The organism is Promicromonospora sp. NPDC059942 (assembly GCF_042731755.1).
Taxonomy (GTDB): Bacteria; Actinomycetota; Actinomycetes; order Actinomycetales; family Cellulomonadaceae; genus Promicromonospora.
In genome coordinates this window covers 157,956-176,571 of record NZ_JBHWLR010000011.1, presented here as the reverse complement: position 1 = coordinate 176,571, position 18,616 = coordinate 157,956, and the positions used below count along the sequence as shown (strand labels likewise).

Annotated in this window: 20 protein-coding genes; 10 read left to right on the top strand and 10 right to left on the bottom strand. The window is 73.6% G+C overall.

Annotated elements, in window-relative coordinates:
• Window positions 1-47: 47 nt before the first annotated feature.
• Together ACFV9Q_RS18895 and ddaH are read right to left on the bottom strand one after the other, a co-directional pair.
• Entirely contained in the window at window positions 48-1,076 is a 1,029-nt protein-coding gene (locus ACFV9Q_RS18895) for an ornithine cyclodeaminase (protein ID WP_377235650.1), read from the bottom strand.
• The gene (gene ddaH / locus ACFV9Q_RS18890) at window positions 1,073-1,960 is read right to left on the bottom strand and encodes a dimethylargininase (protein ID WP_377235649.1); all 888 of its coding nucleotides are present in this window, start codon (window positions 1,958-1,960) and stop codon (window positions 1,073-1,075) included. The genes ACFV9Q_RS18895 and ddaH overlap by 4 nt, the downstream gene beginning before the upstream one ends.
• 102 nt (window positions 1,961-2,062) lie before the next feature.
• On the opposite strand from ddaH, the gene ACFV9Q_RS18885 reads away from it, so the two are divergent.
• From ACFV9Q_RS18885 to ACFV9Q_RS18875, 3 genes are all read left to right on the top strand, one after another.
• Complete coding sequence (locus ACFV9Q_RS18885) at window positions 2,063-2,500, top strand: Lrp/AsnC family transcriptional regulator (protein ID WP_285102503.1); 438 nt, start codon at window positions 2,063-2,065, stop codon at window positions 2,498-2,500.
• Window positions 2,501-2,587: 87 nt separating this feature from the next.
• Window positions 2,588-3,232: a DedA family protein gene (locus ACFV9Q_RS18880; protein ID WP_377235648.1), complete on the top strand. Its 645-nt coding sequence runs from the start codon at window positions 2,588-2,590 to the stop codon at window positions 3,230-3,232.
• 72 nt (window positions 3,233-3,304) lie between these two features.
• Complete coding sequence (locus ACFV9Q_RS18875; protein WP_377235647.1) at window positions 3,305-4,483, top strand: MFS transporter; 1,179 nt, start codon at window positions 3,305-3,307, stop codon at window positions 4,481-4,483.
• Here ACFV9Q_RS18875 and ACFV9Q_RS18870 read toward each other — a convergent pair.
• Window positions 4,382-5,398 carry a helix-turn-helix domain-containing protein gene (locus ACFV9Q_RS18870; RefSeq protein WP_377235646.1) on the bottom strand — a complete coding sequence of 339 codons (1,017 nt, stop codon included), beginning with the start codon at window positions 5,396-5,398 and terminating at the stop codon, window positions 4,382-4,384. The genes ACFV9Q_RS18875 and ACFV9Q_RS18870 overlap by 102 nt on opposite strands.
• A 132-nt stretch (window positions 5,399-5,530) precedes the next feature.
• On the opposite strand from ACFV9Q_RS18870, the gene ACFV9Q_RS18865 reads away from it, so the two are divergent.
• Window positions 5,531-5,917, top strand: a complete 387-nt coding sequence (locus ACFV9Q_RS18865) for a DUF1304 domain-containing protein (protein WP_377235645.1) — start codon at window positions 5,531-5,533, stop codon at window positions 5,915-5,917.
• Between the two features lie 6 nt (window positions 5,918-5,923).
• Here ACFV9Q_RS18865 and ACFV9Q_RS18860 read toward each other — a convergent pair whose 3' ends face one another.
• The 3 genes from ACFV9Q_RS18860 to ACFV9Q_RS18850 form a co-directional block, all read right to left on the bottom strand.
• Window positions 5,924-6,880, bottom strand: coding sequence for a GlxA family transcriptional regulator (locus ACFV9Q_RS18860; protein ID WP_377235644.1), 957 nt, complete (start codon window positions 6,878-6,880; stop codon window positions 5,924-5,926).
• On the bottom strand, window positions 6,877-7,458 hold the full coding sequence (locus ACFV9Q_RS18855; RefSeq protein ID WP_377235643.1) for a cysteine hydrolase family protein: 582 nt from the start codon (window positions 7,456-7,458) through the stop codon (window positions 6,877-6,879). Before ACFV9Q_RS18855 ends, ACFV9Q_RS18860 begins: the two co-directional genes overlap by 4 nt.
• A gap of 78 nt (window positions 7,459-7,536) precedes the next feature.
• Window positions 7,537-8,379, bottom strand: a complete 843-nt coding sequence (locus ACFV9Q_RS18850) for an SDR family oxidoreductase (RefSeq protein WP_377235642.1) — start codon at window positions 8,377-8,379, stop codon at window positions 7,537-7,539.
• Window positions 8,380-8,501: 122 nt separating this feature from the next.
• Here ACFV9Q_RS18850 and ACFV9Q_RS18845 point away from each other — a divergent pair, with 122 nt between their 5' ends.
• Window positions 8,502-8,915 carry a winged helix-turn-helix transcriptional regulator gene (locus ACFV9Q_RS18845; RefSeq protein WP_377235641.1) on the top strand — a complete coding sequence of 138 codons (414 nt, stop codon included), beginning with the start codon at window positions 8,502-8,504 and terminating at the stop codon, window positions 8,913-8,915.
• Between the two features lie 44 nt (window positions 8,916-8,959).
• Here ACFV9Q_RS18845 and ACFV9Q_RS18840 read toward each other — a convergent pair whose 3' ends face one another.
• Window positions 8,960-9,802: an alpha/beta fold hydrolase gene (locus ACFV9Q_RS18840; RefSeq protein ID WP_377235640.1), complete on the bottom strand. Its 843-nt coding sequence runs from the start codon at window positions 9,800-9,802 to the stop codon at window positions 8,960-8,962.
• A 117-nt stretch (window positions 9,803-9,919) separates the two neighbouring features.
• On the opposite strand from ACFV9Q_RS18840, the gene ACFV9Q_RS18835 reads away from it, so the two are divergent.
• Together ACFV9Q_RS18835 and ACFV9Q_RS18830 are read left to right on the top strand one after the other, a co-directional pair.
• Window positions 9,920-10,489, top strand: coding sequence for a TetR/AcrR family transcriptional regulator (locus ACFV9Q_RS18835; protein WP_377235639.1), 570 nt, complete (start codon window positions 9,920-9,922; stop codon window positions 10,487-10,489).
• Between the two features lie 12 nt (window positions 10,490-10,501).
• Window positions 10,502-11,098, top strand: a complete 597-nt coding sequence (locus ACFV9Q_RS18830) for a DsbA family protein (protein WP_377231246.1) — start codon at window positions 10,502-10,504, stop codon at window positions 11,096-11,098.
• Window positions 11,099-11,101: 3 nt separating this feature from the next.
• Here the strand turns inward: ACFV9Q_RS18830 and ACFV9Q_RS18825 are convergent, their stop codons facing one another.
• Window positions 11,102-11,977 (bottom strand): alpha/beta fold hydrolase, encoded by an 876-nt coding sequence (locus ACFV9Q_RS18825; RefSeq protein ID WP_377235638.1) that lies wholly within the window; start codon window positions 11,975-11,977, stop codon window positions 11,102-11,104.
• A gap of 33 nt (window positions 11,978-12,010) precedes the next feature.
• Between ACFV9Q_RS18825 and ACFV9Q_RS18820 the strand changes: the two genes are divergently transcribed.
• A complete protein-coding gene (locus tag ACFV9Q_RS18820; RefSeq protein ID WP_377235637.1) occupies window positions 12,011-14,155 on the top strand; it encodes a BTAD domain-containing putative transcriptional regulator in 2,145 nt (714 codons plus the stop codon).
• Window positions 14,156-14,503: 348 nt separating this feature from the next.
• On the top strand, window positions 14,504-15,400 hold the full coding sequence (locus ACFV9Q_RS18815) for a slipin family protein (protein ID WP_377235636.1): 897 nt from the start codon (window positions 14,504-14,506) through the stop codon (window positions 15,398-15,400).
• A gap of 15 nt (window positions 15,401-15,415) precedes the next feature.
• Here ACFV9Q_RS18815 and nhaA read toward each other — a convergent pair whose 3' ends face one another.
• The gene (nhaA, locus tag ACFV9Q_RS18810; protein WP_377231250.1) at window positions 15,416-16,816 is read right to left on the bottom strand and encodes a Na+/H+ antiporter NhaA; all 1,401 of its coding nucleotides are present in this window, start codon (window positions 16,814-16,816) and stop codon (window positions 15,416-15,418) included.
• 28 nt (window positions 16,817-16,844) lie between these two features.
• Window positions 16,845-17,672, bottom strand: coding sequence for a helix-turn-helix transcriptional regulator (locus tag ACFV9Q_RS18805; protein ID WP_377235635.1), 828 nt, complete (start codon window positions 17,670-17,672; stop codon window positions 16,845-16,847).
• Between the two features lie 101 nt (window positions 17,673-17,773).
• On the opposite strand from ACFV9Q_RS18805, the gene ACFV9Q_RS18800 reads away from it, so the two are divergent.
• Window positions 17,774-18,514 (top strand): SDR family oxidoreductase, encoded by a 741-nt coding sequence (locus tag ACFV9Q_RS18800; protein ID WP_377235634.1) that lies wholly within the window; start codon window positions 17,774-17,776, stop codon window positions 18,512-18,514.
• Window positions 18,515-18,616 lie beyond the last annotated feature (102 nt).

Sequence of the window (18,616 nt, the reverse complement as noted above, 5' to 3'; positions counted from 1 at the left end):
TCGGAGGCCCCGAGAACAACAGATGGCCCGCACTCAACGGGGCTGGGTCAGGCCTCCGCGACCAGGGAGAACAGGTCCTTCGGGTTCTCCGGCTCCGCGATGAGGTCCAGGTGCTGCAGCAGCTCCGGCGCGTTCGCCGTCACGTCGGCCAGCACGAACTTCAGGGCGGTCCAGTCCTCCACGGCGAAGCCGACGGAGTCCCACACGATCAGCTCGTCCTCGCTCCGACGGCCCTGCGCCGCGCCCGTGACGACCTGCCACAGCTCGGTCACCGGGAAGTCGGCGGCCTGGCGCTGGATCTCGCCCTCGATGCGGGTCTGCTCCGGCAGCTCGACGAACACGCTGGCGCGCGCCACGATCGCCGGGTCCAGCTCGGTCTTGCCCGGGCAGTCGCCGCCGATCGCGTTGATGAAGACGCCGCCGGTCACGTCGGCGTCGTGCAGCACGGTCGCGTTCTGCTTGTCCGCGGTGCACGTCGTGATGACGTCGGCGCCGCGCACGGCGTCGGCGGCGTCGTCGGCCAGGACGACGTCGAAGCCGAGCGCCTTGGCGTGCTTCGCCAGCTTCTCCATCGCGTCGCGGTCGACGTCGAAGACGCGCAGCGTCTCGATGCCCAGCTCGGCGCGCATGCCGAGCGCCTGGAACTCGGCCTGCGAGCCGCAGCCGATCAGGGCGAGCGTCCGTGAGTTCGCGGGCGCCAGGTAGCGCGCGGCCAGGGCCGACGTCGCGGCCGTGCGCAGCGCCGTGAGCAGCGTCATCTCGGCGAGGAACGTCGGGTACCCGTTGCCGACGTCGGCCAGCATGCCGATCGCGGTGACCGTCTGGAAGCCGTTGGCGGGGTTGAGCGGGTGGCCGTTGACCAGCTTGAAGCCGTAGGTCTCGGCGTCCGAGGTGGGCATCAGCTCGATGACACCATCCGGCGAGTGCGACGCGATGCGCGGGCGCTTGTCGAGCTCCGGCCAGCGCGCGAAGTCGCGGTCCAGGGCGTCGGTCAGCGCGGCGATGGCGGCCTCCGGGCCGCGGCGGGCGACCCAGCGGGCGGTGGCGGCGACGTCGAGGTACGGGACGGTGGTCATCGGGTCTCCTCGGTGGTGGCGGGGCGCAGCTCGAGCGTGCAGCACTTGACCGAGCCACCGCCCTTGAAGATCTCGGACAGGTCGATGCCCACGGGCACGAAGCCGCGCTCCTTGAGCGCGTCGGCGTAGTCGCGGGCGCGGTCGCTGAGGAACACGTTCAGCCCGTCGGACACGACGTTCAGGCCCAGTACGGCGGCGTCGTCGGCGCCGACCAGGATCGCGTCGGGGAACAGGGTGCGCAGCGTCTCCTGCGCGGCCGGGCTGAACGCCTCGGGGTGGTAGGCCACGACGGTCTCGCCGGAGACGGCGCCGTCGTCGAGCACGGAGAGGGCCGTGTCGAGGTGGTAGTAGCGCGGGTCCACGAGCTCCAGCGGGACCAGTTCCATGCCCTGCTCCGCGAGCTCCAGGCGCTCGGCCACCTCGGCGTGGCCGGCGGGCGTGGTGCGGAAGCCGGTGCCGGCGAGCAGCAGCTTGCCGATCGTCAGCAGGTCGCCCTCGCCCTCCATGATCTCGGCCGACTCGCCGAGGCGGCGGTAGCCGTCGGCGGCGGGCGTGCCGAACCAGCGGTCGTACGCCGGGCCCTCGGCCGCGCGCTCCGGGTAGGTGAAGCGGGCCGCGAGCGCCCGTCCGCCCACGACGATGCCGCCGTTGGCCGCGTAGACCATGTCGGGCAGGCCCGGCTCGGGCTCGATGATGTCGACCTTGTGACCGCGCGCCTCGTAGGCGTCACGCAGGGCCTCCCACTGGGCGAGGGCCTTGGCGGTGTCGACGGGAGACGACGGGTCCATCCACGGGTTGATGGCGTAGACGACGTCGAAGTACGTGGGCGGGCACATGAGGTAGTGCCGCGGCGTGGCGGTCCGCTGCGCGGTGGTCTGCGTCATGGCGCGAGATTAAGGCCGCACCGATTCACAACAGGCGAGCATCCGTTGCGTATCCAGGCGCGGATTCTTGCGCAATCGCAGCGAGTATTGAACGATTCGTTCATGGATGCCGTGAACCGGGCAATCGTCGGCGAGCTGCTTCGCGACGGGCGTGCCACGTACCAGGAGGTCGGCAGCGTGGTGGGCCTCTCGGCGCCCGCCGTGAAGCGCCGGGTCGACCTCATGCTCGCCCGCGGGGAGATCGCCGGCTTCACCGTGCGCGTGGACCCGCAGGCGATGGGCTGGATCCTGGAGGGCTACGTCGAGATCTTCTGCTCCGGGATCGTGTCACCCAAGGTGCTGGAGCGCGACTTCGCGCCTATCCCCGAGGTGGTGCGCGTCTCGACCGTGACCGGCGACGCCGACGCGATCGTGCACGTCATGGCCACGAGCATGGAGGAGATCGAGCGCACCGTGGAGCGCATCCGGACGGTCACCCACGTGGTCAAGACGCGCACGGCGCTGGTGATGTCCCGGGTGGTGGACCGGCCCGGGGCCTAGGTCCACCCGGCCCGCTGTCCCCGCGGACGGCGGCGGAGCTTAGGCTGTCCTCACCAACGCTCCCCTCGGCTCCGGAGGACGCCCTCGATGATCAGGACCGCCGTCTCGGACGACGTCGCAGGCTGGCTCGACGTGCTCGGCCCCCTCGCCTTCTACCTGGTCGTCTGGGGCCTGGTGTTCGTCGGCACGGCGTTCTTCGTCGGCGTCTTCATCCCGTTCCTCACCGGGGACGGGCTGCTGTTCGGCGCGGGGATCGTGGCCGGGAGCACCGACCGGATCGACATCTGGGTGCTCGCGATCGGCGTCGGCGTCGCCGCGGTGGCGGGCGACCAGGTCGCGTTCCTGCTCGGCCGGAGGTACGGGCGCCCGTACCTGAGCACTCGCAAGGGCCGCTGGGTGCAGGCGACCGTGGTGCGCACCGAGCGGTTCTACGAGCTGTTCGGCTGGTGGTCCGTGGTGATCGGCCGCTACATGCCCTGGGCGCGCGTGTTCGTGCCGGTCATCGCGGGCATCGGCGGGATGTCCTACCTGCGGTTCCTCACCGCGAACATCTTCGGGGCCGTGAGCTGGGGCGTGCTCATCACGGTACTCGGCTACTACGCGGCGTCGGACCCGTCGGTGCGGCCCGTCGCGTACGTCGTGGCGGGCGTGGTCATCGCGGCGTCGGTCGTCGCGGGCGTCCGCGCCTGGCGCCACGACCGCGCGGGCCGTCGCCCGGCCGCGGTCGAGTAGTCCCGCCGTCCGGTCAACTGCGCCCGCCGCACGATCAACCGGCGGGCCGCGCGGGCGGCCAGGGTGGTGCCCATGAGCACAACCACCACCACGCAGCGCGACGCCGCTGCGGCCCCGCCGTCGGGCAACCCGACCTGGACGCCCGTCGTGGCCCTCTCCTTCGGGATCGCGATGGTGGTCCTCAGCGAGTTCCTGCCGGCGAGCGTGCTGCCCGCGCTGGCGGCCGACGTCGGCGTGAGCGAGGGGACGGCCGGCCTGGCCGTGGCGGCGACGGCCGTCGCCGGGGCCCTCACCGCGCCGAGCATCGCAGTGCTGCTCCCCCGGGCCGACCGGCGCACCGTGCTGGTCGCGCTGCTGGTGGCGGCAGCGATCTCGAACCTCGCGGTCGCCCTCGCGCCCAGCTTCGCCGTGCTGCTGCTCGGCCGGCTCCTGCTGGGCATCGCGCTCGCCGGCTACTGGTCGTTCGCCTTCGGCGCGGGCACCCGGGCCGTGCCCGGCAGGGACCACGTGGTCTCGTCCGCCCTGGCGTTCGGCACCAGCATCGCGACGGTCGTCGGCATCCCGCTGGCCTCCGTGGTGGGCGACGCCGTCGGCTGGCGGACGACGTTCGGTGGCGTCGCCGTGCTCACCGCGGTCGGCGCCGTCGTGCTCGGCCTGAGCCTGCCGTCGGTCCCGCCGCACCCGACCGCCGGCCTGCGGATGCTCCGCGAGGCGCTGCGCAACGGGCGGCTGATGGCGGGCATCGGCTGCGTGGTGCTGGTGGCCTTCGCCAACTTCACCGCCTACCCGTACATCCGCATCGCCATCGAGCGGGTGGACCCCGCCGCCACCACGTGGATGCTGCTGGCCTGGGGCATCGGCGGCACGGTGGGCACGGTGCTCGCCGGCGTGCTCGCGCGGTGGCTGCGGCCGCTGGCCGCGGCGGCCCCGGTCGCGCTGGCCGCGGGCCTCGTGCTGACGGCGTTCGCCTCGTCGGTGCCGGTGCTGGCCGTCGCGGTGGTGCTGTGGGGCTTCTCGATCAGCATGGTGCCGGTGATCACGCAGCTCTGGGTCACGCGGGTGGAGCCGGAGCGCGCCGAGTCCGCGATGTCCTTGCAGGTCACCGCGTTCCAGATCGCCATCACCGCCGGGTCGTCGCTGGGCGGCGTGCTACTGGACGGGCACGGCGTCCGGCCGCTGATGCTGGTCGGGGCGGCCGCCGCGGTCGCGGCGGGACTCGGCTGGGCGTTCCTGCGGGTACCCCGCACCTGACGGGCTGAGCGGGGCGGACGGGACCCAGGGCCGGGCCTGGCGGGGCCTTGTCCGGGCTGGTACCTGGTTCGTGTTCGGGCCGGTCCAGGCGGCGGACGGCGCAGCCTGGTCCGGCGCCGCCTGGGCCGGCGCCTTCTGGTCCGGACCCGTCCGCCACGCCAGCGGCGAGAGGCCGTGGTCGGACGTGAACGCCCGGCTGAACGCCGCGACCGAGCCGTAGCCCACCTCGAACGCGACCCGCGTGACCGGCAGGCACCGGTCGATCAGGAGCGTGCGCGCCCGGTGCATCCGCACCTCCCGCAGCATCTGCATGGGGCTGTGCCCGGTGGCCCGGCGGAAGCGCTCGGTCAGCGCGGAGCGCGACAGGTGCACCAGCGCCGCCATCCGGTCGAGGGTCCACGGCTCGCCGGGCCGGTCCGCGAGCGCCGCGACGACGTCGGCGACCTGGGTGTCGGCGGCGGCGCCGGTCTCGGCGGTGCCCGCGCCGAGGCTTCCGCCGGCGCGGCCGGCGGGTGTCGCGGTCTCCTGCCACAGCGCCGTCATCGCCGCCCCGATCAGGCCCGCGTAGCTCGCGGCGAACGGGGCCGGGCTGGAGATCGCGTCGAGCGGGCACGCGGTCACGAGGGCGACGACGCCGCGCTGCCGCTGGTCGAAACCGCTGACGACCAGCGGGCTCGGCAGCGCCGCGGACGGGACCGTGGGCCGCAGGTCGCCGTGCACCAGGTCGGTGTCGCGGTCGGCGACGAGCCGGTGCGCGGTCCGGGCGTCGACGAGCACCGCGTCGCCGGACAGGACCCGGTGGCGGGCGCCGGCGGTCTCCAGCGTGGCCGCACCGGCCAGCACGACCGCCCACAGGGCGCCCGGCCGGGACCGCACGTCACCCGCGGACAGCCGCTCGCGCGTCAGCGCCGTCATCTCCCAGTCCATACGAGACGGAGCCATCTGGACGCGCCGGCTATTCCCGGGGCCGGCCGGGCGGGGTGCTGACATACTGCCGATCACCCGGCCGCGACCAGCGCCGGGACCCAGGGAACGAAGGGCACCACCTTGCTGATCGCCGGACTTGTGCTCGCGGGCGTCGCGGCTCTCATCCACGTCTACATCTTCTACCTGGAGTCCTTCGCCTGGACCGAGAAGCGCACCCTCGCGACGTTCGGGATGAGCGCCGAGGAGGCCGAGGTGACCAAGCCGCTCGCGCTGAACCAGGGGTACTACAACCTGTTCCTCGCGATCGTCACGGCGGTGGGCATCGTCCTGACGGCCGCCGGGTCGACGGCGGCGGGCGCCGCGCTCGTGCTGGCGGGCGCGGGCTCCATGGTGGCGGCGTCGCTCGTGCTGATCATCTCGGACCCGAGCAAGAGCAGCGCGGCGCTCAAGCAGGGCGTGATCCCGCTGCTGGGCGTGGTCGCGGTGGTCATCGGCCTGCTGGTCTGACGCCGATCATCCGTCGGCGACGGCCCGCAGCCGGCGCAGCGAGCGTGAGTCCTCGAAGCCGACCGTGCGGGCCGCCGACTCCATCGTCGCGCCCTGCTCGATGAGGTGCTCGGCGCGCTCGCGCCGCAGCAGCTGCTGGTAGCGCAGGGGCGTCACCCCGGTGGCTCGGGTGAACGCCCTGGTCAGCGTGCGCTCGGCGACGCCCGCCCGCGCCGCCAGGTCGGCGAGCGGCAGGGTCCGCGCGAAGTGCTCGTCGATGTGGTCCTGGGCCCGGTGCACCGTGTCGTCCACGTGCGACCGGTGCCGGAGCATCGCGCTGGCCTGCGGCTCCGTCCCGTTCCGGCGGGCGTACACGACCATCTCCCGGGCCACCCGGGCAGCCAGCGCGGGCCCGTGCCGCACGGCGAGCAGGTGCAGCGAGAGGTCGATGCCGCTGGCGATCCCCGCGGAGGTGACCACGCCGTCGTCGCTGGTGAACAGGACGTCGCGGACCACGTGCGCCCGCGGGTGCCGCGCCGCGAGCGCGTCCTGGACGGCGTGGTGCGTGGTGCAGCGACGGCCGTCGAGCAGCCCCGCCTGGCCCAGGGCGTCGGAGCCCGCGCACACGCTGGCCACCGTGCCGCCCGCCGCGTGGTGCGCGCGGAGCCGCTCGCGCGCCTCCGCGGACAGGCGCGGCCAGGCGCCTGGGTCGCCACCCACGCGCCACCCGGGGACGACGACGAGGTCGTCCGGGCCGAGCGCCGGCCAGTCGGTACCGGCGACCAGCGGAAGGCCCTGCGCGGAGGCGACCACGGCGCCGTCGGGCCCTGGGCTGCCGGGGGTGGCGCCGGACGCCGGGGTCCCGGAGACAAACCGCAGGTCGTAGGGGTGGCCGAAGTCCCCGGCCGTGAAGAACGCCTGCGCGGGGCCCGCCAGATCGAGCAAGTGGACCCCGGGCAGGAGCAGGAAGACGACGGTGGTCACGCCGTCGATGCTGCCACCTCGGCCTGCTCGCCGGCGCGCGCGCCGTCCTCCGCCACCAGCTCGGCGACGGTCGCGATGCGCGCGAACCGGTCACGGAGCACGGTCTCGGTGCGCTCCAGGAGGTCGGCGGCGCTGAACCGGCCCAGCGGGTCGGTCGTGGTCGCGTCGCTGACGAACGTCACGTCGTAGCCGAGGTCGGAGGCGACGCGCGTGGTGGTCTCCACGCACTGCTCCGCCCGGATGCCGCAGATCCGCAGCTCGCCCACGCCGTGGGTGGTGAGGATCTGCTGGAGGTTGGTGGTGGTGAACGCGTTGTGCGAGGTCTTGTGCAGCAGCGGCTCGCCGGGCCGGGGCTCGCCCAGCTCCTCGAACAGGCGGACGTGACCGGTCGCGGGGTCGAACGGGTTGCCCGACCCCGGCTCGGTGTGCAGCACCCAGACCACGAGGTCGCCGGCCGCGCGGGCGAGGTCGACCAGCCGGTTGACCGGCTCGGCGACCCCCGGGTTGAGGGTGTCGGCCCACAGCGGGCGCACGCGGAAGGACTCCTGGACGTCGATGACGATCAGCGCTCTGCTCATGGCCCCAGTCTGCTTCCTCGTGCGGCCCGCGCGGGAGGCTGGATCAGGTCGCGGGGCGGACTGATCCGGTCACCGCCGTCAGCCCCCGAACGCCTCAGCGTTTCGACGCGCCCAGTCCTCGAACGTGTGCGCCGGCCGCCCCAGCACCTTCTCGATGTCGAGGCTGACCTGCTGCTCCCGCGGCGTCGGCTCGCCCAGGATCCCGAGCGTGCCGTCGACGACCGGCTCCGGCATGTACGCGAGCATGTCGGCGCGCGCCTCGTCCCGGGACTGCTCGACGAAATCGATCGGCGCACCGAGGGCCTGCGCGAGCACCTTGGTCCGCGCGCGTGGCGAGAGCGCGGCGGGGCCGGTCAGCGTGTAGCTCCGGCCGGCGTGCCCGTCGTCGGCCAGGGCGGCGGCCGCGACCTCCGCGATGTCGAGCGGGTCGACGGCGGGCAGCGCGACGTCGCCGAACGGCGCGTGGACGGCGCGCTCCGACCGGACCGTGGGGACCCAGGCGAGCGCGTTGCTGGCGAAGTCGGCGGGCCGCAGCAGCGTCCACTCCAGGCCCGAGCCCTGCACCCGCTTCTCGAGCTCAGCGAGCGGGGCGTGCGAGGCCGACCCCGCGCGGGTGACGGCGCCCAGCGAGGACAGCAGGACGATCCGGCGCACGCCGGCCTCGGCGGTGATGCCGATGATCCGCTCGGTGTCCAGGTGCCCGCCCGAGCCCGGCACCAGCAGGAACAGGGCGTCCGCGCCGTCGACCGCGGCCCGCAGGCCCTCCGGTTCGGCCAGGTCGGCACTCACCCCGCGGACCAGCGGGCTGTCGAGCGGGGCGGTGCCCGCGCGGGAGACGGCGGTGACGTCCTGGCCCCGCCGGGCCAGCTCGGCGACCAGCGGACGGCCGATGTTTCCGGTGGCTCCGGTGACGACGATCATGGGTGCTCCTTGTCGGTAGGACACGGCCCCGAACAGGGCCCGACGGCCCCTGCGGCCGCCGTGCCGCCGACGTTACGAGCGTCAGTACAGTAGGTTCCCTCAGGAAAGTATTGGAGCCTGCCATGTCGAACGCGACGCCCGCCACGAAGCCCGGCACCAGCACCTGGTGCCCGCAGCCCGACGACGACCCGGCCACCGCGTGCCCCATCTCGCCGGTCGTCGACCTGGTCTTCAGCCGGTGGACGACGCCGATCCTGTGGGTGCTGCAGGCGCACGGGACCCAGCGCTTCGTCGAGCTGGAGCGGCGCATCGGCGTGACGCCCAAGGTGCTGACCCAGCGCCTGCGCCAGCTCGAACGCGACGGCCTGGTCCAGCGCAGGATCTACGCGGAGGTGCCGCCGCGCGTGGAGTACGAGATCACGGAGCTGGGCAGCAGCCTGCAGTCCGTCTTCGCAGCGCTGGGCGACTGGGGCGACGCGCACATGGCCGACGTCGAGCACTCCCGCGCCACGTACACCGGCCCGCTCCCCCGCTGACGCCGAAGGCCCCCGGCGTGACGCCGGGGGCCTTCGGTCCAGGATCAGGCCTGCACGAAGCGGAGCAGCACCTCGTTGACCTCAGCCGCGTGGGTCCAGAGCAGGCCGTGCGGCGCGCCCTCGATCTCGACGTACTCCGCCTCCGGGAACGCGTCGTGGAAGCGGCGGCCGGTGGCGTCGATCGGCAGGATGTTGTCCTTGGTCCCGTGCAGGATCAGGGACGGCTTGCCGGCGGCGCGGACGGCGGCGACGTCGGCTCGGAAGTCCTCGATCCAGGTCGGGACCACCGCGTACGCGGCGACCGGGGCGCTGCCCGTGGCCGTGTTCCAGCTCGCGGTGACGGCCTCCTGGCTGATCCGGGAGCCGAGGTTCTCGTCCAGGTTGTAGAAGTCCTTGTAGAAGTTCGTGAACCAGGCGAAGCGGTCGGATCGGGCCGCCTCGGCGATGCCGTCGAAGACGGACTGCGGCACACCCTCCGGGTTGTCGTCGGCCGCCACGAGGAACGGCTCCAGCGAGGCGAGGAACGCGAGCTTGGCGACTCGGTCGGCGCCGTGGTTCTTGACGTAGCGGGCCAGCTCGCCGGTGCCCATGGAGAAGCCGACCAGGATGACGTCGCGCAGGTCGAGGGAGGTCAGCACGGCGTCCAGGTCCGCGGCGAACGTGTCGTAGTCGTAACCGGTGCCGACCTTGCTCGAGTTGCCGAACCCGCGGCGGTCGTAGGTGATGACGCGGTAGCCGGCGGCGATCAGCTCACGCGACTGCCGCTCCCAGCTGTTGCCGTCCAGCGGGTAGCCGTGGATGAGCACGACGGGCTGGCCCGAGCCGTGGTCCTCGTAGTACAGCTCCGTGGGGGTGCTGTTCTCGGTGCCGACCGTGATGAAACCCATGATCCGTCTCCCTCTCGATCCGAGCGGAGAACGTTCGTTCTCCGCCTATGTCCGCTACAGTAGAGAACGAACGTTCTCCGCGCAACTCGTGCGGGACACAAGACGGGGTGAGATCGCATGATCGACGAGAAGACGGCGCGCGAGGACGTCGTCCGGGCCGCTGACGAGCTGTTCTACGCGCGCGGCGTGCAGGCCGTGGGCATGGACGCGGTGCGGACGGCGGCGGGCGTTTCCCTCAAGCGGATCTACTCGCTCTTCGCCTCGAAGGACGAGCTGATCGTCGCCGTGCTGCACCACCGCACGCAGGTCTGGGACAGCGGGCTCGCCGCGGCGTCCGAGCGGGCGACGACGGCCCGCGAGCGCATCCTGGCGATCTTCGACTTCCTCGACGCGTGGTTCCGCGAGCCGGACTTCCGCGGCTGCGCGTTCATCAACACCCACGGCGAGCTGGGCGCGTCGTCGACCGCCGTCGCGGACGCCGTCCGCGAGCAGAAGCGCACCTTCCAGGAGTACGTCGCCCGCCTGGTGGCCGACGCCGGGGCGCCGCCCGCGCTGGCCCCGCAGCTCGCCATCCTGGCCGAGGGCGCGCAGACCACCGCCGCCATCGCCGGGACCCCGGAGGCCGCGCACCACGCGCGGGCTGCCGCCGAGACCCTGCTCGACGCCGCGACCGGCCCCCGCCGGTGAAAGGATGACGCCATGACGATCGACGAGTCCGACGGCAGCGCGCGGGAGGCCGTGCCCCACGCCGCGCCGAGCACCCCGCACGACGCCGACTTCGCGTTCCGCTGGGCCTACGGCAACCCGGAGGCGCCGTTCACGATCGTGGAGTTCGGCGACTTCGAGTGCCCGTACTGCGGCGCGGCCAAGCCCGTGCTGCACGAGCTCATCAAGAACTCGGACGGCCAGGTGCGCCTGGTCTGGCGTCACTTCCCGCTCTTCGAGCCGCACCCGTACGCGCTGACGGCGGCCCTGGCGGCTGAGGCCGCCGGCCACCAGGGCGCGTTCTGGCCGATGGCGGGCCTGCTCTTCAAGAACCAGGACAGCCTCGACGACGCGTCGATCGTCCGGTACGGCGACCAGCTCGGGCTGGACACCAGCACCCTGGTGGGCGATCCCGCCCAGAAGTTCTCCGAGGCCGTCCGCACGGACTACCAGGACGGGATCGACTCCGGCGTGCACGGCACGCCCACGCTGTTCATCAACGACGAGCCCTACCTGGGCGACGTCACCGTGACGGACCTGCGCGACACGATGGGCCTGTCGCGCAAGCGCACGTCCCGCTGGGGGCGGTAGCACCTATCGCTTCAGCAGGCCGCGCAGGACCGCGACCACCTCGCCCGGCGACTGCTCGGCCATGAAGTGGCCGGCGTCCAGGGTGCGGTGGTCGAGGTCCGCGGCCCAGGCGGACCAAAGGCCCGCCGCGTCGTAGCCGAGCGCGCTGCCCCAGTCCTGCTGGACCACCGTGACCGGCATGGTCAGGCGGCGTCCGGCCGCCTGGTCTGCGCGGTCGTGCTCGACGTCGATACCCGCCGACGCCCGGTAGTCCGCCACGATCGACGGGACGGCCTCGCGCGAGGCCCGCAGGTACTCGGCCCGGACATCGGCCGGGAAGGCCTCGGCGCTCGTGCCCCAGGCGTCGAGGAAGAAGCCGAAGAACTCGTCGGCGGAGGCCTCGATCATGCGCTCGGGCAGGCCCGGGGGCTGCGCCATCAGGTACAGATGGAAGGCGACGGCCGCGTCGGCGCCGTGCAGCACGTCCCACATGTCGAGGGTCGGCAGCACGTCGAGGATCGCCAGGTGGGTGACGACGTCGGGGTGGTCGAGGCCCGCGCGGATCGCGACCAGGGCGCCGCGGTCGTGGCCCGCGAGCGCGAACCTCTCGTGCCCGAGCGCCCGGGCCAGCCCCACCACGTCCTGCGCCATGGTCCGCTTGGAGTAGGTGTCGCGGTCGTGCTCGGCCGGCTTGTCGCTGGCCCCGTATCCGCGCAGGTCGGGGACGATCACGGTGTGCTCGCGGGCGAGGTTCGCGGCGACGTGCCGCCACATGAGGTGTGTCTGCGGAAACCCGTGCAGCAGCAACACCGGGCTGCCGGCGCCGCCGACGGCTACGTTGAGGTGCACGTCGCCCACGGCGACGCTCTGGTACTCGAACTCAGGGATCTTCGTTGTCATGCCCCCAACCTCCAGGACACGGATGAGCAACCGATGAGTGACCGGTCAGGAGAGCCTGCCGCCGCGGCGACGGCGCCGGTCCGGGTGGGCGTGCTCGGCCCGGTCACGGCCTGGGCCGACGGCGTCGCGGCGCCCCTTGGCGGGCCGCGCCAGCGTGCTGTGCTCGCCCGGCTGGTCGTCGCGCGCGGCCGGGTGGTCACCGCCGACGCCCTGGTCGAGGACCTGTGGGAGGAGCCGCCGCCTGGTGCGCTGTCCGCGCTGCGCACCTTCGTCGCGGCCCTGCGCCGGGCGGTCGAGCCCGGGCGTGCGGCCCGCACCCCGGCCCGGGTGCTCGTCACCGACGGCCCGGGGTACGCGCTGCGCCAGGTCGACGTGGACGCCTGGGCGTTCGAGGCGGCGGTCTCCGGCGCCCGCGACCTGGCACCCGCCGCGGCCCGCGACGCGCTCGACCGCGCGCTGGGCGCCTGGCGCGGATCCCCGTACGCGGGGCTGGACCTGCCGTGGGCGGTGACCGAACGCGCCCGCCTGGCCGAGCTCCGGCTGGTCGCGGTCGAGCGCCTCGCCGAGGCACGCACCACCCTGGGCGAGGCGGCCGACGTCGTGCCCGGCCTGGACGCGCACGTGACCGAGCACCCCTGGCGCGAGGAGGGCTGGCGGCTGCTCGCGCTGGCGCTGTACCGGTCGGGCCGGCAGGCCGACGCGCTGGCGGTGCTCCGCCGGGCCCGCGCCATGCTGGCCGGTGAGCTCGGCGTGGACCCGGGGCCGCGGCTCGCGGAGCTGGAGGCGCAGGTGCTGCGGCACGACCCGGGCACGGGCGGCGCGCCCGGCGCCGACGACGTCTGGCGCGACACGGCGTCGGCCTACGAGAGGGTGGTCGCCGCCGGCGCGCGCACCCGGCTGGAGTCCACCACCACGCTGCTGCGCACGCTGGCGATTACCGGCGGTGAAGGGCTGACCGCCGCTCGCGCGCAGCGCGTGGCCGCCGTCGGCGCCGCGGAGCAGCTCGGCGACCCGGACCTCACCGCGCGGGTGATCGGCGCGTTCGACGTTCCGGGTGCCTGGACCCGGTCCGACGACGCCGGCCTGGCCGCCCAGGTGGTCGCCGCCGCCGAGCGGACGCTCGCCGCGCTGCCCGACGACGCGCCCGACGCCGTCCGGGCCAAGCTCCTGGCGACGGTGGCGGTCGAGTCACGGGGCCTGGCCGGGGCCCGCGGCCCGCAGGCGGCGCACGAGGCGGAGGCGCTCGCCCGGCGGTCCGGCGACCCGGCGGTCCTCGCGTTCGCACTGGCCGGGCGGTACCTGACCCGGTTCGAGCGCACGGGCCTGGCCCCGGAGCGCGACGCGATCGGCGCCGAGCTGGTGTCGCTCGCAGCCCGGCACGGGCTGGCGACGTTCGAGATCCTGGGGCACCTGGTACAGGTGCAGGCCCTGTCCGCCCTCGGCCGGTGGTCCGACGCGCAGCGGCACGCGGACAGCGCCGAGGCGCTCGGGCTTCGGCACGAGCGGCCGCTGGTGGGCGTGTTCACCGCGTGGTTCGGGGCGCTACGGGCGGCGGCCTCGGGCGCGCCGGGCGAGGCGGATCCGGCGGCCCGCGCCGACGCCGAGCGCGGATACCGGGCGGCAGCCGCGACGCTCGACGGCGCGGGCATGCCGGGGCTCGCCGAGGGCCTGCTGCCGCTGGCGATCCTCGCGCTGCGGGTCTGGCACGGGCTCCCGGCGGACGGCGGGACGGCCGACGACGGGCCGGCGTCCCCCAGGGAGGCCGGGGCCGTACCGCCCCTGGACGACGCCGACTGGGGCCCTTACGAGCCCTGGGCCCGCCCGCACCTGCTGCTGGCGCGCGGCGCCCGCGGCGCCCGCGGCACCCGCGGCGCCCGCGGCGCCCACGGCGCCCACGGCGCTCACGACGCTCACGACGCCCGCGGCGACGCGGCGGCGGTCACGGCGGCCGCCCAGGCCGTGCGCCGCATCCCGGACCCGCCGCCGGGTCTCCTGGCCGAGGTCCTCTGGGTCCTGGCCGGACGCGCCGCCGTCGCGGTGGGCGACCGCCGGATCGCCGAGCGCGCCCGTGCCGCCCTGGCCCCGGCCGCCGGCGAGATCGCTGCGGGCAGCGGCGTCCTGACGGCAGGCCCGGTCCAGGAACACCTGGACGCGCTGACGGCGTTCCTCGCCCGGTGACCCGCCAGCCAGCCGCGCGGACGAACCTGCCGACCATTGGCCCCACTCACCTTTGAGGCCTAAGTTTCTTCGCTTTGGCACTCGTCAAAGCGAAGAAACTTAGGCCTCAAAAGGGAGTCGGCCGACGGCGGAGGGCGCCGCCCACAAGGCACCCGTAGCACATCCGCGCCCCGCCCCGCCGGGCCACCGGCACCAGGCCGCACCCGGAGTATCGTGAGGAGTGGACGGGTCCGGGACGCCTCTGCCCGGGACCGGTCCTGAACCGTCTTGAGAGGTAGGCGTCATGACGACGTCGATCGCCGGCCCGCCGGCTGACCGCTCCTTGCGCGGACCCTGCGGGGCGTTCCGATGAGCACCGCGGCCTGGATCCTGATCGTGCTCCTTGCACTCGTCCTGATCGGCCTCGCGATGGCCATCAAGATCGTCAAGCAGTACGAGAAGGGGGTGCTCTTCCGGTTCGGCCGGCTCAAGGGCACCCGCGAGCCGGGCCTTCGAGTCATCATCCCGGTGGTCGACGTGCTGCACCGGATCTCCCTGCGGATCGTCACGATGCCGATCCAGTCCCAGGGCATCATCACCAAGGACAACGTCAGCGTCGACGTCGCCGCCGTCGCCTACTTCCGGGTGGTCGACGCCGTGCGGTCCGTGATCGAGATCGAGAACGTCAGCGCGGCCATCAACCAGATCGCCCAGACCACGCTGCGGAACGTCGTCGGGCAGCACGCGCTGGACGAGATCCTGGCGGAGACCGACCGGATCAACGACGCCATCCGCCTGATCCTCGACCGCACGACCACCGAGTGGGGCCTCCAGATCACGTTGGTCGAGCTCAGGGACATCCAGCTGCCCGAGACCATGAAACGCGCCATGGCGCGTCAGGCCGAGGCCGAGCGGGAGAAGCGCGCGAAGATCATCAACGCCGAGGGCGAGCAGCTCGCCGCTACGCGGCTGGGCGACGCCTCCGACATCATGATGGCGCACCCGCTGGCCCTGCAGCTGCGCAACCTGCAGACGCTGGTCGAGCTCGGCGTCGACAGGAACACCACGGTCGTGTTCCCCGCACCGCTGATGAGCACCATCGGCGAGCTCGGGAACTTCCTGGCCCGCGAGGAAGCGGCCGCGGCGGAGAAACCAACGGCCGCCGGCGGCGACGGCACCACGGCACCGGCACCGGCACCGGCACCGGCACCAGCACCAGCACCAGCACCAGCGCAGGAGCACCGCCCGAGGCCGACGGTGGCCTGACGGCTCAGGGACGGCTCACGCCGGCGGGCGCCACGCCCCCTCGGGCAGCGGCGGCGGGCCGGAGGCCTCGTGGGGCGAGCAGAGCGGCAGCCGGTCGCCGAAGTAGCGCAGGATCACGGCGCCGATGACGCCCGACAGCAGCGACCCCACGAGGATGCCGACCTTGGCCTCGTTGATCAGGGCCTCGTCGTCGAAGGCGAGCTCGCTGACGAACAGCGCGATGGTGAACCCGATGCCGCACAGGAACGCGCCGCCGGCCAGGTGCCCGTATCTGACCCGGCCCGGCAGGGTGCCCAGCCCGGTCACCAGCGCGATCATCGCGCCGAGGAACACACCTATCCCCTTGCCGAGCACCAGCCCGACCAGCACGCCGAGCGTCACCGGGCTGGACATGGCGGCGTCGATCGACTCGCCGGAGAGCACCACACCCGCGTTGGCCAGGCCGAACACCGGCACCACGACGTACGAGCTCAGCGGGTGGAGCGCGTCGAGCAGGCGGTCGCTGGTCGGCACGGCGGACTGCGCGGCACGCACCGCGAGCCGGGAGCGGGCAGGGTCCAGCTCCTCCATGAGCGCGCGCCCGTAGAAGCCGAAGTGGAGGCGCGCCTCGTCGTCGTTGCCGTGGCGCGCGGTGGGCACGGCGAGGCCCACGACGACGCCGGCCAGCGTGGGGTGCAGCCCCGACTCCAGGACGACCACCCACAGGACGGCGCCCACGATCAGGTACGGCGCGATCTGCCAGACGCCGATCCAGCGCATCGCGAACAGCACGACGGCCAGGACGGCCGCGAGCACGAGCGCGCCCATCATGAGCGCGTCGGAGTAGAAGATGCCGAGCAGGGCGATGGCGCCGATGTCGTCGAAGATCGCCAGCGTCAGCAGGAAGATGCGCAGCTGGTCCGGACAGCGTGGCCCCACCAGCGCGAGCACGCCGATGACGAAGGCCGTGTCCGTGGACATCGGCAGGCCCCAGCCGGCGGCGTCGGGCCCGGACGGGTTGATCAGCAGGTAGATGCCGATCGGCACGGCCAGCCCGCCGATGGCGCCGAACAGCGGCACGGACGCGGCGCGGAAGCTGCGCAGCTCGCCGACCGTCAGCTCGCGGTTGACCTCGACGCCGACCACCAGGAAGAACACGGCCATGAGGAAGTCGTTGACCCAGTGGTGCAGCGAGAGGTGCAGCTCCCACGTGCCGACCGTGAGGTTGATCGGCGTGTCCCACATGGCCTCGTACGAGCCGCCCGCCACGTTCGCCCACACGAGCGCGATGGCCGAAGCCGCGAGCAGGAGCGTCGCGCCCCCGCCCTCGGTCGCGAAGTAGCTGCGCAGTCCCGGGGAGAGCCGGGGATACGGGATGACGACCCTGGGCCGTGGCCCTGGGCGGGTAGGTACTCCCGTAGGGATCCGGTCTGCCACGGGTCAAGGATAGAAGACGCCGACGGTGTCAGCCGATCCGCCGCGTCGCCGCCAGCGTCCCCAGCAGCGCCAGCCCCTCCGCCGACGGCGACCCGGCCGGCGCGTGGTAGACCACCAGCTCCTGCCCCGGCGCGCCCCGCACCTCGAACACGTGCACCCGCAGCTCCAGGGGGCCCACCTCGGGGTGCCGGAACCGCTTCGTGTCCAGGCGCTTGCCCCGCGCGTCGTGCCGGTCCCAGAGGGTCACGAAGTCCGGGCTCTTCACGCGCAGCTCGTCCACCACGGCCCGGATCCGGGGATCGCCGGGCATGAGCCCGTCCGCGAGCCGGAGCCCCGACACCGCGTTCTCCGCGACCAGGTGCCAGTCCGGGTAGAGGGTGCGCGCGCCCGGGTCCAGGAACACGGTGCGCGTCAGGTTCCGCGAGAACGGGAACCCGCCGAACAGGGCCTCGCCCAGCGGGTTGGCCGCGAGCACGTCGTAGGCCCGCCCGAGCACGAGCGCCGGGCTGGCGGGCCACGAGAGCATGAGCTCCAGCAGCGCGTCGTCCACCTCCTCCACCGGGGCGGGCGGCAGCGGGCGGGGGCCGAGGCCGGCGAGGCGGTACAGGTGCTGGCGACCGTCGTCGTCCAGCCGGAGCACCTCCCCGAGCGAGTCGAGCACCTGCGGCGACGGGCTCACCTCGCGCCCCTGCTCCAGCCGCACGTAGTAGTCCACGCTCACGCCGGTGAGCATGGCCACCTCCTCGCGGCGCAGCCCGGCGACGCGGCGCCGGCCGTAGACGGGCAGCCCCAGCGCCTCCGGCGTCAGGCGGTCGCGCCGGCCGCGCAGGTAGTCGCCGAGCGGTGATGCGGTCATGCCCACGACGGTACGACGGGCGCCGTCGGTCAGCCAGGGTGCGCCGCACCCAGGAGGACGGCGTCCTTCCTGGCCGCCGGACGGCGAACCAGCCTGAAGCCATGACCACAACAACGAGCAATCCCAAGGTCGTCCTCGTCACCGGCGCCAGCAGCGGCATCGGCGAGGCCACGGCAGTCCGCCTGGCCGCCGAGGGCCACGACGTCGTCCTCGCCGCCCGGCGCACCGACCGCCTCGACGCCGTCGCGGAGAAGATCCGGTCCGACGGCGGCCGGGCCGCCACCCTGAGCCTCGACGTGACCGACGCCGACGCCGTGCGCACCGCGGTCGACACCGTGGTCCAGGAGCACGGCCGCATCGACGTCATCGTGAACAACGCCGGGGTCATGCCGCTGTCCCGGCTCGACGCCCTGCTGGTCCACGAGTGGGACCAGATGATCGACGTCAACGTGCGCGGCCTGCTGCACGGCATCGCCGCGGTGCTGCCGCACTTCCGGCGGCAGGGCGGTGGGCACGTGGTGACCGTCGCCTCGGTGGGGGCGCACGAGGTGTACCCGACGTCGGCGGTGTACTCGGCCACGAAGTTCGCGGCCTGGGCCATCACCGAGGGGCTGCGCCTGGAGTCCGACCCGGGCATCCGGGCCACCACGATCACGCCAGGGACCGTGGAGAGCGAGCTCGCCGACCACGTCACCGACCCCGGCGCCGCCGAGTACATGCGGACGTTCCGCCGCAACCTGATCCCGGCGGACGCGATCGCCCGCGCGATCTCGTTCGCCCTGGCCCAGCCCGCCGACGTGGACGTGAACGAGATCATCGTGCGCCCGGCGGCCCAGCGCTGACAGTTCTGCCCCTGGAGAGTCCCCTTTGAGGCCCGGGTTTCTTCGCTTTGAGCTGCTCCCCACGCACAAAACCCAGCCTCCCCAGGGGCCTTAATAGTCCAC

Coding starts and splice junctions, on each gene's coding strand:
- ACFV9Q_RS18895 (WP_377235650.1), bottom strand. CDS start 1,076: ATGACCACCGTCCCGTACCTCGACGTCGCCGCCACCGCCCGCTGGGTC.
- ddaH (WP_377235649.1), bottom strand. CDS start 1,960: ATGACGCAGACCACCGCGCAGCGGACCGCCACGCCGCGGCACTACCTC.
- ACFV9Q_RS18885 (WP_285102503.1), top strand. CDS start 2,063: ATGGATGCCGTGAACCGGGCAATCGTCGGCGAGCTGCTTCGCGACGGG.
- ACFV9Q_RS18880 (WP_377235648.1), top strand. CDS start 2,588: ATGATCAGGACCGCCGTCTCGGACGACGTCGCAGGCTGGCTCGACGTG.
- ACFV9Q_RS18875 (WP_377235647.1), top strand. CDS start 3,305: ATGAGCACAACCACCACCACGCAGCGCGACGCCGCTGCGGCCCCGCCG.
- ACFV9Q_RS18870 (WP_377235646.1), bottom strand. CDS start 5,398: ATGACGGCGCTGACGCGCGAGCGGCTGTCCGCGGGTGACGTGCGGTCC.
- ACFV9Q_RS18855 (WP_377235643.1), bottom strand. CDS start 7,458: ATGAGCAGAGCGCTGATCGTCATCGACGTCCAGGAGTCCTTCCGCGTG.
- ACFV9Q_RS18850 (WP_377235642.1), bottom strand. CDS start 8,379: ATGATCGTCGTCACCGGAGCCACCGGAAACATCGGCCGTCCGCTGGTC.
- ACFV9Q_RS18845 (WP_377235641.1), top strand. CDS start 8,502: ATGTCGAACGCGACGCCCGCCACGAAGCCCGGCACCAGCACCTGGTGC.
- ACFV9Q_RS18840 (WP_377235640.1), bottom strand. CDS start 9,802: ATGGGTTTCATCACGGTCGGCACCGAGAACAGCACCCCCACGGAGCTG.
- ACFV9Q_RS18835 (WP_377235639.1), top strand. CDS start 9,920: ATGATCGACGAGAAGACGGCGCGCGAGGACGTCGTCCGGGCCGCTGAC.
- ACFV9Q_RS18830 (WP_377231246.1), top strand. CDS start 10,502: ATGACGATCGACGAGTCCGACGGCAGCGCGCGGGAGGCCGTGCCCCAC.
- ACFV9Q_RS18825 (WP_377235638.1), bottom strand. CDS start 11,977: ATGACAACGAAGATCCCTGAGTTCGAGTACCAGAGCGTCGCCGTGGGC.
- ACFV9Q_RS18820 (WP_377235637.1), top strand. CDS start 12,011: ATGAGTGACCGGTCAGGAGAGCCTGCCGCCGCGGCGACGGCGCCGGTC.
- ACFV9Q_RS18815 (WP_377235636.1), top strand. CDS start 14,504: ATGAGCACCGCGGCCTGGATCCTGATCGTGCTCCTTGCACTCGTCCTG.
- ACFV9Q_RS18805 (WP_377235635.1), bottom strand. CDS start 17,672: ATGACCGCATCACCGCTCGGCGACTACCTGCGCGGCCGGCGCGACCGC.
- ACFV9Q_RS18800 (WP_377235634.1), top strand. CDS start 17,774: ATGACCACAACAACGAGCAATCCCAAGGTCGTCCTCGTCACCGGCGCC.